This window comes from Candidatus Fonsibacter ubiquis (genome assembly GCF_002688585.1).
In the GTDB taxonomy this organism is placed as follows: domain Bacteria; phylum Pseudomonadota; class Alphaproteobacteria; order Pelagibacterales; family Pelagibacteraceae; genus Fontibacterium; species Fontibacterium commune.
Window position 1 is genome coordinate 543722 of the sequence record NZ_CP024034.1, and the last position, 13092, is coordinate 556813.

Sequence of the window (13092 nt, forward strand, 5' to 3'; positions counted from 1 at the left end):
TTTTTTATTTTTAGTTAAGTTTAGTCGTTGTTTTATACTTAAATTAAAAACTAGTTAAAAGCCTATTTTTCTCATTAACAATCTATAGTTGTGCTAATAAACTTTTCAATCAATTGTTTTCTAATTTTTCTATTTTTTTTTAAATTATATTCAAATTGCATAGCGCTCTTTTTTGATTTTAATTTTTTTTTATAAATTAAAATCCATTTTCTTCCCCTCGTAAATTTAGCGCCTTTACCAGAATTATGAAGTTGAAGTCTTTTTCTTAAATTATTTGTCCAACCTACGTAACTCATAGTTTTACGATTTTTTATATTTAAAATTAAATAAACAAAAAAATTCTCTTTCACTATAAGAAAAATTTTTTTTCAATTTTAAATTTAGTATTGTGAATTAAAGCTTTTATAAAAGAGCTTATTAGAGGAAGTTCTTTACTGGTAAAATCATTAATAATTTTTTTTCCAATATCAAAAATTAAATCTGCGCCTTCAACTGTTTCATTTGGCATTTTATTTTTTTTTGCATTTCTATAAGTTAATCCCATCCCAATAAATTTACCCATTTTTGAATTTCTTCCACCAGTGCAGCTTACATATAAATCACCAATACCAGCTAAATCCATTACAGTAGACTCTTGACCTCCTATTTTTTTTATAAAATAACGCATCTCTTTTATGGATTGATTAAATAATGCTGCAGCAGTATTTAGATTTTTATTATCCTTTATATTTTTTAAATTCATACCCATAGATGTTCCAACTATCATTGAGTAAATGTTTTTAACTCCACCACAAGCAGCAACACCAATTAAATCACTTGAACATTTAATTTTATAGTAAGAAGTACTTATCATTTTTGATAAATTTTTAACTACTGAAATATCTCTATTTGCAAAGACAACATTTGTAAAAACTCTTTTTGATAATTCAGCGGCTAAACATGGTCCTGCTGCAACTGAAATTTTTATATTTTTAATTTTTTTTTTTAATAAAAAATTTTTAATTACTTCCGGATACACCTCATATTTATTTTTATCGATTCCTAATCCTTTAGTTAAAATTAAAATTTGCTGATTTTTTTTAATTTTTGTGAGTTGATCACATGCCCATTTGAATCCTTGAGAACTTATTCCAAGAACTATTAAATCTGCCTTCTTAAGCAAAATGCTAAAGCTTTGAAATTTATAAAGTTTTACATTTTTTGGTATTTTAGATTTTAATACTGGATGAACGAATTTGTTAGATTTAAAAATATCAATAAAATTATCCTCTAAATGAGTACCTACAATTGAAACCTGATGATTATTATCACTACAAGGAAAGGCAAAAGCAGTACTCATTGAACCTGCTCCTAAAATTAAAATATTTGCCATAATATATAAAATTGGCGCGCCCTAAAGGATTCGAACCTCTGACCCTCGGTTTAGAAAACCGATGCTCTATCCAGCTGAGCTAAGGGCGCAACTAAATTTAGACCAGTTTTAACAATTATTTTTTTTTAATCAATTTGTTAATAATTTAGGCTCTCATTATAGCAATAGATGTATCAAGCATTCGATTAGAAAAACCCCACTCATTATCATACCAAGCTAATACCTTAACCAGCCTTCCGTCGCTTGATACTCTTGTTTGAGTTGAGTCAAAAATACAAGAATAAGGGTTATGATTAAAATCAATAGATACTAATGGTTCGGTGTTGTACTGGATAATATTTGCGTAACTGCTTTTTGCTGAAGATTTAATAATTTCATTAATATCTTTAGTAGATGTTTTTTTCTTTGCCACAAATGTCAGATCAACCAAAGAAACATTATTGGTTGGAACTCTCACGGAAAGTCCATCTAATTTACCAGCTAACTCTGGTATTACCAGTCCAATAGAATTTGCAGCGCCAGTCTTTGTTGGTATCATTGACAAAGCTGCAGCCCGCGCTCTTCTTAAATCATTATGATAAGCATCATTTAGCACCTGGTCATTTGTATAAGCATGAATCGTATTCATAATGCCAGTTTCAATACCCAAACTATCATTTAACACTTTAGCAATTGGAGCTAAGCAATTAGTAGTACAAGAGGCATTTGAAATAATTGTGTGTGTTTTTTTTAAAATTTTATGATTTACTCCATAGACTATAGTTGCATCAACTTCTTTTCCTGTACCAGGTGAATATCCAGGACCAGAAATTAAAACTTTCTTTGCTCCAGCATTAATATGTAATTGCGCATCATCTCTTGAAGTAAAACGACCGGTACATTCTAAAACTAAATCAACTCCTAATTTTTTCCATGATGGTAAATTTTTTGGATCTTTCTTATTTAAAACTTCAATTTTATCTTTATTAATAAAAATATAATTCTCCATAGATTTTACTTCTTCATTAAATTTACCGTGTGTAGAGTCATATTTTAATAAATGCGCATTATCTTCAGCATTACCAGATCCATTAATGGCAATGATTTCTAAATCATGTTTTTTTTTATTTTCATAATGAGCTCTTAGAATTGTTCTGCCAATTCTACCAAATCCATTAATTGCGACTTTAATTTTCATAATTAATTAATACCTAAAGATTTTAGTTTTCTATGTAAAGCACTTCTTTCCATTCCAATATAATCTGCGGTTTTAGAAACATTTCCATTATGTCTGTTAAGTTGAATTTCAAGATAATTTTTTTCAAACTTTTCTCTTGCTTCCTTAAGAGGAAATTGAAAAGCATCTTCAGTTTTATTTTCCCTTACTGATGAAATTTTTAATGACTCAGATAAAATTTTATCTACATCCTCATTTTTACCAGACGCTAAAATAACAACTCTTTCAATTAGATTTCTAAGTTCCCTAACGTTGCCAGGCCAGTCATAATCGTAAAAAACTGCATTTTTTGAGTTAATAGAAATAGGTTTTAAACCATTAGTATCAGAGATTCGTTTAATAAAATAATCGACCAATAATGGAATGTCTTCCTTTACATCTTTTAGATAAGGGGTTTGTATTGGAATTACATTTATTCTATGAAAAAGATCCTCTCTAAAATTTCCACTTACAATCTCTTCTTTTAAATTTTTGCTGGTAGAACACATAACTCGAATATTAACACTAATTTCATTTGCACCATTTACTCGATGAAATTTTTGATCTGATAATACTCGTAAAATTTTTCCTTGTGTTTGTAGAGGTACATCTGAAATGTTATCAATTAATAAAGTGCCATTATTACTTTTTTCAAAAATACCTGAAATAATTTTATCGTTATTTTCAGATCCAAATAATTCAAAATCAAAATGATTAGGATCTAAAATAGCGCCATTCACGACTTTAAAAGAATTATTAGATCTTGATGAGGCTTCATGAATAAGTCTTCCTACTAATTCTTTTCCAGATCCTGCAGGACCAAAAATTAAAATTCGGCTATCAGTTTTTGAAAACTTTTCTATAGAGTTTCGCAATTTTACAAGCGTCGATGAATTTCCAATTAATTCATTGGATAAATATAAATTTTTTTTTAAAGACTTATTTTCTTTTTTTAAAGATGAATTTTCAAGTGCTCTATTAACAAAGTTCAGTAATCTATCTTTATTAAATGGTTTTTCTAAAAATTCAAAGGCACCATGTTTTATAGAATCTACGGCAATTTGAATATTTGCATGTCCCGAGATCATTATAACTGGAAGATCAGCGTCTAGTGACTTGATAAATTTTAATATATGTATTCCATCTCTTTTTTTTTCATCCAGTAAAACATCTAGAATTACTAAATCAGGTAATTTTTTTTTAATTTCTGATAAAGCTTTTTCAACCGTATCGGCTTCGCGGACAAAAAAATTGTTTTCATTCAAGATCTCATGAACAGCAAATCTTATATCTTTTTCATCATCAATTAATAAAATTTCACTAGTCATTGATTGCTTTTAATGCTTAGTATAATTTTTGCTCCATCATTCTTTTCAAAAAATTTTAAATCTCCACCGTGTTCAAATAAAATCTTAGAAGCAATTGATAATCCAAGACCTGATCCGTGCTTTTTAGTTGTGGTCAGTGGTGCTACTAAATCTTTGGGGGTAGATTTAAAACCAACCCCATTGTCATCAATAATAATGTTTATAAACTCGTTATCATCTTTAACCTCTATTTTAATTAGACCTTGAAAATTTTTATCTACTTCTTGCTTTTCATTTATAGACTCTATCGAGTTTTTAATAATATTTACGAAAACTCTTGAAATTTGATCTAAATCAAACTCTATAAAAACTCTTTCACTTTTATATTCTAAATGAAATGTCACATTTTTTTCTGATAAATTATATAAATTAATATTATCTTCTATTAGTTTTTTTAAATTATTTATTTTTTTTATAGGAACAGGCATTCTTGCAAAATCTGAAAACTCGTTAGCTAAATTTCCGATATCTTGAACTTGTCTTGATATAATATTTAAATAATTTTCAAAGTCCTGCTTATCAATGTTTATTTGTTTAAGGTATTTATCTTTAATTCTCTCCAAAGAAAGTGTAATTGGTGTTAATGGGTTTTTAATTTCATGGGCAAGTTTTTTTGCTACCATTTCCCAAGCTTGATATCTTTCTGTTAAAGCAATTTTATTTTTTTGAATCTTAATTTCTTGAGTCATTATATTAAAGGTATTGTATAATTTTTTAAAATCATCATCTTCTTTTTCATCTTTTAATTTCACATTCAAATTTCCGCTAGAAACTTCTTTAGCTGCGTATATTAATTTGATAATTGGCTTTGAAATTTTATTTGCAATATTTATTGCATAAACTGCAGAGATTAAAATTAACGAGCTAACTATTACAATATAAACTCCTGCAAAAGTTATTTGAAGCCCGAGTTTATTAGATTTTAATTTATAATAAAAAGTAGAAGCTTCACCAGTATTTTTTAAAAAATTTACTGTTTCAGCATCAACATATCGAATTGCATATAAAAGAATATTTTCATTTAATTTTATCAAAGCGTTAGTTTGATTTTTATTTGCATCAGAAATTAGTATTGTTTGTCCGTTATTGGCCATATCAATAAATGTTTTTAATGGCGGTACAAAATTATTTTTGTTAGTGAAAGATGTTGATAATAAAAGAACTCCATCATTATTAATCAAGTAGGACTCTTCAATTTTACGAAATCTCGATTGTTGATCAAAATAATTTTGGAATAATATTTTATTATCTGTATATAAATTTAAATTTCTATTAAGATCGTTTGCCATTGCCAAAATTTCTCCCTTAATGGAATTTTGATTTTCTTCAAGATAATTTCTAGCAACTTCTACTGAATTATTTACAACATCGTTTACTTTCTTATCAAACCACTTTTCAATACCAAGATTAAAAAGCATTAAAGAAAAAACTGCTATAAAAATTGCTGGAATTGCTGTTACAAAAATAAAATATTTTATAAAATTTAAATTAGTACTTAGACCTGTAAGTATTTTAGATTTGTAAAAAAAAACAATAAGTTTTCTAATTATTAAAAAAAACAATAAACATATAATAATAACGTTTATTACTAATAAGATTTGAATATTATTTTCATTTAACTCAACAAAACTTGTGCCAGAAAAAGTGTATAGAGTGAAAATTCCAAAAATGATTGAAAGAAAAGTGCTAACGTATAAAACTAAATTTGAACTTAATATTTTTATAATCATAATATATGAATTATTGCGCTATTATTTTAGCAGCTGGCAAAGGTCATAGATTTTTAAAAACTATACCAAAGCAATACACAGTACTTGATAATGAGTTAATAATAAATCACTCTCTTAAAATATTTTCTGAAATAAATTCAATAAAAAAGATTATTTTAGTAGTTAATAAGCCCGATTTTAATAAATTTAGAACTCAAATTTTTAAAAATAAAAAAATTGAAATAGTTCAAGGAGGAAAAGAAAGAAAGAACTCAGTATTTCATGCTCTTAATAAAATAAAAAATAGTAATTATAAAAAAATTATAATTCACGATGCGGCAAGACCTTTTCTTAAAAAAGAACTTATTGATAAAATTATTAAATTATCAAAAAAACATGAAGCAATAATACCATGCATATCAAATACTGACACGATAGTTTATAAAAATAAAATTTTAGATAGAAAAAAAGTACTTTCTATCCAAACTCCACAATGTTTTTCTTATAAAAAAATATTTTTACTACATAAAGAATTTATAAATAATAAATTTAGCGATGAATCCTCTTTATTTTTTTTTAAAAATTTAAAAGTAAAAATAATAAAAGGTGATCATGACAATATTAAAATAACTTTAAAAAAAGATTATAATTTTGATAACCAAATTTCTTATGGTATCGGTTATGATATCCATAGATTAGAAAAAAATTATAAATTATACTTAGGAGGGATTAAAATTCCGCACCCTATGGGAACTGTTGGACACTCAGATGGGGACCCTGTAATCCATGCATTGGTTGATGCTTTATTGGGATCTAAAAAATTAGGTGATATTGGAACTTTATTTCCAAATAATCAAAAATTTAAAAATAAAAAATCAACTTTTTTTTTAAAAAAAATAATTAAATTATTTAAAGAGAAAAAATATGTAATTAACAATATTGATATTAATATTATTTTACAAAAACCAAATCTAAAAAATTATAAAAAGATTATATCTGATAATCTTGCTAAAATTTGTAATATTGCTAGTAAAAAAGTAAGCGTTAAAGCAAAAACGACCGATAGACTTGGCAACATCGGTAAAAATAAATCAATTGCTTGTGAGGTAATTACAACTGTATCCAATGTTTAAATTGAATAAAAAAATTTTTACTTTGTTTGGGATAGGTTTTTTACCAATTTCTGGAACTATGGGGTCACTAGTGGCTATATTTTTTTATTATATATTTTACAATTACCTCAGTCTTTTAAGTTTTATTTTTTTTATTATTTTTATTTTTTTTTATTCAATTTTTTTTTTAAATAAGTCATTAAAACAATCCTTTTCATCATCTGACCCAAAAGAAATTGTAATAGATGAATTTATTGGTCAATCAATTCCACTAATATTATGTGAAAACAATTTTTTTTTAATAATATTATCTTTTTTACTATTTCGCTTATTTGATATTACGAAACCTTGGCCAGCGAGCTATTTTGATTTAAAAGTTAAAAGTGCAAACGGTGTATTAATGGATGATATTATCGCTGGATTATACACATTCTTTCTAATTTATTTATGGGTATAAATCATCAAATTAAAATCATAAACGAAAGGCTTAAAAAAAAAAAATTAAAAATCTCAATAGCCGAATCTTGTTCTGGTGGACTAATTAGTTACAATTTAACAAAATTACCTGGGTCATCAAAATCCTTTATAATGGGAGTTGTCTGTTATTCAAATGAATCAAAAATTAAATTTCTTAAACTAAAAAAAAAAAAATTATTAAAATATGGAGCTGTAAGCATAGAGACTTGCAAACAAATGTGTAAAAATTTACTTAAAATTTCAAAATCTAATATTGCTGTATCAATTACTGGTATAGCTGGGCCCGGTGGAGGTACAGTTAAAAAGCCCGTTGGGCTTGTTTACATAGGAATAGCTAGTAAAAAAAAAATTGAGATCAATAAGTTTATTTATAATAAAAAATTATCAAGGGTTGACATTCAAAAAGAGGTTCTAAAATCTACATTAAAAATTATTAATGATCATATTAGCATTTTATAGTTTCTCTTGCTTGTTCTTCAAAAGATTTTAAAATTTTTTCAAAGCCATAATTAAAAAATTTTTTAAACAAAATATTAATAATAGGATTTTTTAGTTCTATATCTATAAAAAAAATTACATTACACGAATTTTTATTAATCTCTTTAAATTCCCAAATATTAAGTAACTTTTTAATATTACCATTAATAGAAGTTACTTCGATTTTGGAATTTTGATCATCATAAAGAACTTTACTTGTGTAAATATCTCTAAATGACTTAAAACCTATTTCTAAGTCAGCTATAATTTCTTGATTTTTTTTATTTTTACTAATCGAAAGAATCTTTGAGTCTACACACCAAGGTAAAAAATTTTTATAATCGTCAATTTTTAAGACTAATCCTATAAGATCTTTTTTTGAATAATTGAATTTTTTTATAATTTTTTTTACTGGCAATTTAAATTAATTTGTTAATTCTTTTACTTTTTAAAATCTCAAAATCCTCTGAGGCATGGTAAGAGGATCGGGTTAATGGGCTTGAAGAAACTAATAAAAATCCTTTTCCTTCTGCTATCAATTTGTAATTTTCAAATTCTTCTGGAGTTATAAAATTTTTTATAGGATAATGCTTGGTACTAGGTTGCAAATACTGACCAATTGTTAAAAAATCAACACCAGCAACTCTTAAATCATCCATGACTTGCATAATCTCTTCTTTTGTTTCACCCAAACCAACCATTAGACCTGATTTGGTAAAAATCGATGAATTATAATCTTTAACTTTTCTTAACAAATCTAATGACTGAAAGTATCTAGATCCTGGTCTCACCCTTAAGTAAAGACGGGGAATGGTTTCTAAATTATGATTAAAAACATCGGGTTTTGCATCAACTACTATTTTATAGACATCTCCTTTTCTTAAAAAATCTGGAGTTAAAACTTCAACGGTTGTATTAGTATTTATTTTTTTTATTTCAGAAATTACATCTGCAAAATGTTTTGCACCACCATCTGCTAAATCATCTCTATCTACTGAAGTTATAACTACATGTAATAAATTTAAATCTTTAACACTTTGGGCGATTTTTTTTGGTTCTTGTAAATCTAATACATTGGGTATCCCAGTTTTAACATTACAAAAAGCACAAGCTCTAGTGCATGTATCACCCATAATCATAAAGGTTGCATGTTTTTTGCTCCAACATTCATTAATATTTGGGCAAGAGGCTTCCTCGCAAACTGTAATGAGATTATTTTTTTTTAGAATGTTTTTAGTTTCTACAATATCTTGCGAATAATTAGCTTTTACTCTTATCCAAGCAGGTTTTTTTTGAATTGGACTTTCAATATTATTAATTTTTTCAGGGTGCCTGACTGTCATTTTTTGTTAATAATATAAATCTTTTCTCCTTTTTTTCCCAATACAAAATAATCTCTATATACTTCATCTAAATAATCCCGATTTATATTTGCTGATAAAAAATCATTTTTTTTTGCAAAAAAAATAATCTCATTTTTTATTTCTAAATTTTTTTGTTCAAATTCTTTTAAAAGTATTTTTTTTTTAAAATATTCAATGAGTCCTCTATCCCCACCGAAAAAATTATAAAATATATATAAAACTATTATAAGAATTATTAATGAAAATTTTTTTTCAGAGGTAGAGTCAGAAAAAAATTTCATATTAATTTTACCATTTCAGATTTTTTTCCTATTTCTTCCTCAATTCTTAATAATCTATTATATTTTGAGACTCTTTCTGATCTAGCTAACGAACCAGTTTTAATCTGTGAAGACTCTGTTGCAACAGCTAAATCAGCAATAAAAGTATCTTCGCTATCACCAGATCGATGAGAAATAATTGTGTTAAATTTATTCATTTTTGCAAAATTAATTACTTCAAGAGTTTCTGTAACAGTTCCAATTTGGTTTGGTTTGATTAAAATTGCATTGGCAGCTAATTCCTTAACACCTTTTTTTAGCCGCTTTAAATTTGTCACAAATAAGTCGTCGCCTACAATTTGAACCTTTTTTCCCAATTCTCTGGTCAATTTTTTCCAAACATTCCAGTCATCTTCAAAGACGGGATCCTCTATAGAAACAATAGGGTATTTATTACATAAACCTTTATAATAATTAATTAATTCATCTGCAGTTACTGGTTTATTATTTTCTTTAATTTTATACTTTCCAGAAACATAAAGTTCATTTGCAGCAACATCTAAACAAATATTAATATCTCTGCTAATTTTTAATCCAGCTTTTTTAATTGCTTTAATTATATATTCGATTGCTATTTCATCACTGTTAAAAGAAGGAGCAAAGCCTCCCTCATCACCGAGATTTGTGTTGAATTTTTTTAATTTTAATTCATCTTTTAAATTTTGAATAACTAAAAATGACATTCTCAAACAATCATAAAATGATTTTCCTCCGTCAGGTCTAATCATAAACTCTTGTATTTGCAGTGAGTTATTTGCGTGCGCACCTCCATTAATTATATTTAACATTGGAAATGGTAATTTATTTTTATTATTACCACCAAGGTATTTGAATAGTGAGGTTTTATCAGAATTAGCCGCTGCTTTAGCATTTGCTATAGATACTGCCAAAATAGCGTTTGCCCCTAATCTTTTTTTATTATCAGTACCATCAAGTTTAATTAATAAATTATCAATTTTTTTTTGTTCAAAAGTAGATAAACCATTTACCGTATTATTTATTTCAGAATTTATATTCTCTACTGCGCTCAAAACTCCTTTATTAAGGTACTCGTTACTTTTATCTCTAAGCTCATGAGCTTCGTAGGAGCCTGTGGAAGCCCCTGAGGGAACAATTGACTGACCTACGGACCCATCGGCTAATATTACTTCAGCTTCTACTGTCGGAAAACCTCTACTATCAAAGACTTGTCTAGCTTTAACCTTTTTAATAACTGACATTATTATTTTGACTTAATTAACCTATCTATTTCTATTAAATTTTTAAGTAAATGCTCCAGATCTTTTAATGGAATCATATTGGCTCCATCAGATGGTGCTTTGTCAGGATTGTCATGTGTTTCTAAAAAAATTGTTGAAATCCCAACTGCAACGGCAGCTCTTGATAATGAACTAATAAATTTTCTTTCCCCTCCACTACTATCACCTTTGCCACCAGGCTGTTGGACAGAATGAGTAGCATCAAAAACTACTGGGTATCCAAAATCAGACAAAATTGGCAATGATCGCATATCTGAAACTAATGTATTATAGCCAAAACTTACTCCCCTTTCGGTAAGTAGTATTTTGTCATTACCAGTATCTTCAATTTTTTTAATAACATTTTTCATATCCCATGGCGCTAAAAATTGACCTTTTTTAACATTAATAACTTTATTTGTTTTAGCTGCAGCTACTAACAAGTCTGTTTGTCTGCATAAAAAAGCAGGTATTTGAATAACATCAACAACTTCAGAAACTATTTTACATTGTTCTTCATTGTGCACATCGGTAAGAATAGGAATATCTAAGTCTTTTGAAATAAAATCAAAGATAGATAAAGATTTTTCAAGACCGACTCCTCTTTTAGATTTCAAACTTGTTCTATTCGCTTTATCAAAAGAACTTTTAAAAATTAAACCAATTTTTAATTTATTAGTAATTTCTTTAATTTTTGCAGCTATCATATGACAATGATCTTTGCTTTCAATTTGGCACGGTCCAGCAATTAAGGTAAGAGGAAGATTATTTCCCAAACTTAATTTTTTAATTTTAATAATTTTATTTTTCATAAATTTAAATTTTTATTTTTAATAGCGGCTTGAATGAAAGAAATAAATATTTTATGAGGAGCAAATGGTCTTGATTTTAATTCGGGGTGAAACTGAACTCCTAAAAACCAAGGATGGTTATTAAGCTCTATAGCTTCCGGTAATTTACCATCTGGAGAATTTGCTGAAAACACAACTCCTTTTTTTTCTAACATTGATTTATATGTACTATTTACTTCATATCTATGCCTATGTCTTTCATGGATTAGGCTTTTATTTCCATAAATCTTATAGAGTAATGAGTCTTTTTTAACTTTTGCTGGATATGAACCTAGTCTCATTGATCCACCAATTTTGTATTTTTCTCCTTTTAAAATTTTTTTTCCTTGTGTCCACTCTTCTATCAGACAAACAACTGGATTTTTAGTTTTAGATAACTCTGTAGAATTTGAATCCTTCAAACCTAATAAATTTTTCGCAAGTTCAATAACAGATATTTGCATTCCAAAACAAATTCCAAAAAAAGGAATTTTTTTAGTTCTAGCAAATTGTACAGATAAAATTTTACCATCAACACCCCGTTTACCAAAACCTCCTGGTATTAATATTCCGTTAGTTCTTCCAAGTTTATTTTCCAAATCTTTTGAATTTTTAATATCTGAAGACTCAATCCAATCTAAATCTAGGTCAACATTATTATAAACTGATGCATGGATTAAAGCTTCGTGCAAAGATTTATAAGCGTCTTTCAAATGGGTATATTTGCCAACGATAGAAATATTAACTTTATTTTTCTTAGCATTAAGTTTTTTATTAAACGATTTCCAATTATCTAATTTTGGATTTTTTTTACTAGCAATTCCAAAATGATCTAATATTTTTCTATCTAATCCTTCTTCTTGGTATTTAATAGGAACTTCATAAATTGATCTTACGTCTATAGATTGAAATACATTTGATTTTTTTACATTACAAAATAATGCAATTTTATCTTTTTCCTCATTAGGAATTAAACTTTCTGACCGACATAGAATCATATCGGGTTGAATACCAATACTTCTTAATTCTTTTACTGAATGTTGTGTTGGTTTTGTTTTTAATTCTGCAGCACTTTTAATATACGGAACTAATGTAAGATGAATAAATAAACATTTTTCAGCTCCAGCTTCATTAGAATATTGTCTTATAGCTTCTAAAAATGGTAGACTTTCAATATCTCCGACCGTTCCTCCAATTTCGCAAATTACAAAATCTTCATTAGTTAAATCACTTGTAATAAATTTTTTTATTTCATCTGTGACATGCGGAATAATTTGAACTGTTGATCCTTTATAAAATCCGTTTCTCTCTTTAGTAATTATATTCTGGTAAATTTTACCTGTAGTAATGTTGTCTGATTTTTTTGTATTTATTTCAGTAAATCTTTCGTAGTGCCCAAGATCAAGATCAGTTTCGGCGCCATCTTCCGTAACATAAACTTCCCCATGCTCGTAGGGATTCATGGTGCCAGGATCTATGTTTAAATATGGATCCAATTTTCTGATTCTGACCTTATATCCTCTAGATTGCAGTAAAGTAGCTATTGAAGCAGAAGCAATACCTTTACCAAGAGATGAAACCACGCCGCCGGTAACAAAAATATAACGGACCATGGAAGATCACTATAGATT

The 13092-nt window shown here is 27.1% G+C and carries 14 protein-coding genes and 1 tRNA gene; 3 read left to right on the plus strand and 12 right to left on the minus strand.

Annotation, left to right across the window (positions count from 1 at the left end; all coding sequences use genetic code 11):
* Positions 1-74: 74 nt before the first annotated feature.
* From CR143_RS03090 to CR143_RS03115, 6 genes are all read right to left on the minus strand, one after another.
* The gene (locus CR143_RS03090; protein WP_099340374.1) at positions 75-350 is read right to left on the minus strand and encodes a GIY-YIG nuclease family protein; all 276 of its coding nucleotides are present in this window, start codon (positions 348-350) and stop codon (positions 75-77) included.
* Positions 350-1372, minus strand: a complete 1023-nt coding sequence (locus CR143_RS03095; RefSeq protein ID WP_099340375.1) for a glycerol-3-phosphate dehydrogenase — start codon at positions 1370-1372, stop codon at positions 350-352. The genes CR143_RS03090 and CR143_RS03095 overlap by 1 nt, the downstream gene beginning before the upstream one ends.
* 12 nt (positions 1373-1384) lie before the next feature.
* A tRNA-Arg gene (locus CR143_RS03100) sits at positions 1385-1461 on the minus strand.
* Positions 1462-1517: 56 nt separating this feature from the next.
* Complete coding sequence (gap, locus tag CR143_RS03105; protein ID WP_099340376.1) at positions 1518-2549, minus strand: type I glyceraldehyde-3-phosphate dehydrogenase; 1032 nt, start codon at positions 2547-2549, stop codon at positions 1518-1520.
* A gap of 2 nt (positions 2550-2551) precedes the next feature.
* The gene (locus CR143_RS03110; protein ID WP_099340377.1) at positions 2552-3895 is read right to left on the minus strand and encodes a sigma-54-dependent transcriptional regulator; all 1344 of its coding nucleotides are present in this window, start codon (positions 3893-3895) and stop codon (positions 2552-2554) included.
* The gene (locus CR143_RS03115; protein ID WP_099340378.1) at positions 3892-5664 is read right to left on the minus strand and encodes a sensor histidine kinase NtrY-like; all 1773 of its coding nucleotides are present in this window, start codon (positions 5662-5664) and stop codon (positions 3892-3894) included. Before CR143_RS03115 ends, CR143_RS03110 begins: the two co-directional genes overlap by 4 nt.
* A 5-nt stretch (positions 5665-5669) precedes the next feature.
* Between CR143_RS03115 and ispD the strand changes: the two genes are divergently transcribed.
* Genes ispD through CR143_RS03130 form a run of 3 tightly spaced genes read left to right on the plus strand, consistent with a single transcriptional unit; the run spans position 5670 to position 7691 of the window.
* Positions 5670-6776 carry a 2-C-methyl-D-erythritol 4-phosphate cytidylyltransferase gene (ispD, locus tag CR143_RS03120; protein WP_099340379.1) on the plus strand — a complete coding sequence of 369 codons (1107 nt, stop codon included), beginning with the start codon at positions 5670-5672 and terminating at the stop codon, positions 6774-6776.
* Between the two features lie 58 nt (positions 6777-6834).
* Positions 6835-7212 (plus strand): phosphatidylglycerophosphatase A family protein, encoded by a 378-nt coding sequence (locus CR143_RS03125; protein ID WP_239923107.1) that lies wholly within the window; start codon positions 6835-6837, stop codon positions 7210-7212.
* Positions 7203-7691, plus strand: a complete 489-nt coding sequence (locus CR143_RS03130) for a CinA family protein (protein ID WP_099340381.1) — start codon at positions 7203-7205, stop codon at positions 7689-7691. The genes CR143_RS03125 and CR143_RS03130 overlap by 10 nt, the downstream gene beginning before the upstream one ends.
* On the opposite strand, the gene CR143_RS03135 is transcribed toward CR143_RS03130, so the two are convergent.
* From CR143_RS03135 to CR143_RS03160, 6 genes are read right to left on the minus strand one after another with little or no spacing between them, the layout of a single operon-like run.
* On the minus strand, positions 7678-8127 hold the full coding sequence (locus CR143_RS03135; RefSeq protein ID WP_099340382.1) for a type II toxin-antitoxin system RatA family toxin: 450 nt from the start codon (positions 8125-8127) through the stop codon (positions 7678-7680). The two genes, CR143_RS03130 and CR143_RS03135, sit on opposite strands and share 14 nt — an antisense overlap.
* Before the next feature lies 1 nt (position 8128).
* Entirely contained in the window at positions 8129-9052 is a 924-nt protein-coding gene (gene lipA / locus CR143_RS03140; RefSeq protein WP_099340383.1) for a lipoyl synthase, read from the minus strand.
* On the minus strand, positions 9049-9354 hold the full coding sequence (locus CR143_RS03145; RefSeq protein ID WP_099340384.1) for a hypothetical protein: 306 nt from the start codon (positions 9352-9354) through the stop codon (positions 9049-9051). Before CR143_RS03145 ends, lipA begins: the two co-directional genes overlap by 4 nt.
* The gene (eno, locus tag CR143_RS03150; RefSeq protein WP_099340385.1) at positions 9351-10613 is read right to left on the minus strand and encodes a phosphopyruvate hydratase; all 1263 of its coding nucleotides are present in this window, start codon (positions 10611-10613) and stop codon (positions 9351-9353) included. Before eno ends, CR143_RS03145 begins: the two co-directional genes overlap by 4 nt.
* Before the next feature lie 2 nt (positions 10614-10615).
* The gene (kdsA, locus tag CR143_RS03155; protein ID WP_099340386.1) at positions 10616-11443 is read right to left on the minus strand and encodes a 3-deoxy-8-phosphooctulonate synthase; all 828 of its coding nucleotides are present in this window, start codon (positions 11441-11443) and stop codon (positions 10616-10618) included.
* On the minus strand, positions 11440-13074 hold the full coding sequence (locus CR143_RS03160) for a CTP synthase (RefSeq protein WP_099340387.1): 1635 nt from the start codon (positions 13072-13074) through the stop codon (positions 11440-11442). The genes kdsA and CR143_RS03160 overlap by 4 nt, the downstream gene beginning before the upstream one ends.
* Between the last annotated feature and the right edge of the window lie 18 nt (positions 13075-13092).

What these genes read in the sequence shown, in the direction of transcription:
- CR143_RS03095 (WP_099340375.1), bottom strand. Translation starts at nt 1,372, where the DNA reads ATGGCAAATATTTTAATTTTAGGAGCAGGTTCAATGAGTACTGCTTTT.
- gap (WP_099340376.1), bottom strand. Translation starts at nt 2,549, where the DNA reads ATGAAAATTAAAGTCGCAATTAATGGATTTGGTAGAATTGGCAGAACA.
- CR143_RS03110 (WP_099340377.1), bottom strand. Translation starts at nt 3,895, where the DNA reads ATGACTAGTGAAATTTTATTAATTGATGATGAAAAAGATATAAGATTT.
- CR143_RS03115 (WP_099340378.1), bottom strand. Translation starts at nt 5,664, where the DNA reads ATGATTATAAAAATATTAAGTTCAAATTTAGTTTTATACGTTAGCACT.
- ispD (WP_099340379.1), top strand. Translation starts at nt 5,670, where the DNA reads ATGAATTATTGCGCTATTATTTTAGCAGCTGGCAAAGGTCATAGATTT.
- CR143_RS03125 (WP_239923107.1), top strand. Translation starts at nt 6,835, where the DNA reads ATGGGGTCACTAGTGGCTATATTTTTTTATTATATATTTTACAATTAC.
- CR143_RS03130 (WP_099340381.1), top strand. Translation starts at nt 7,203, where the DNA reads ATGGGTATAAATCATCAAATTAAAATCATAAACGAAAGGCTTAAAAAA.
- lipA (WP_099340383.1), bottom strand. Translation starts at nt 9,052, where the DNA reads ATGACAGTCAGGCACCCTGAAAAAATTAATAATATTGAAAGTCCAATT.
- CR143_RS03145 (WP_099340384.1), bottom strand. Translation starts at nt 9,354, where the DNA reads ATGAAATTTTTTTCTGACTCTACCTCTGAAAAAAAATTTTCATTAATA.
- eno (WP_099340385.1), bottom strand. Translation starts at nt 10,613, where the DNA reads ATGTCAGTTATTAAAAAGGTTAAAGCTAGACAAGTCTTTGATAGTAGA.
- kdsA (WP_099340386.1), bottom strand. Translation starts at nt 11,443, where the DNA reads ATGAAAAATAAAATTATTAAAATTAAAAAATTAAGTTTGGGAAATAAT.
- CR143_RS03160 (WP_099340387.1), bottom strand. Translation starts at nt 13,074, where the DNA reads ATGGTCCGTTATATTTTTGTTACCGGCGGCGTGGTTTCATCTCTTGGT.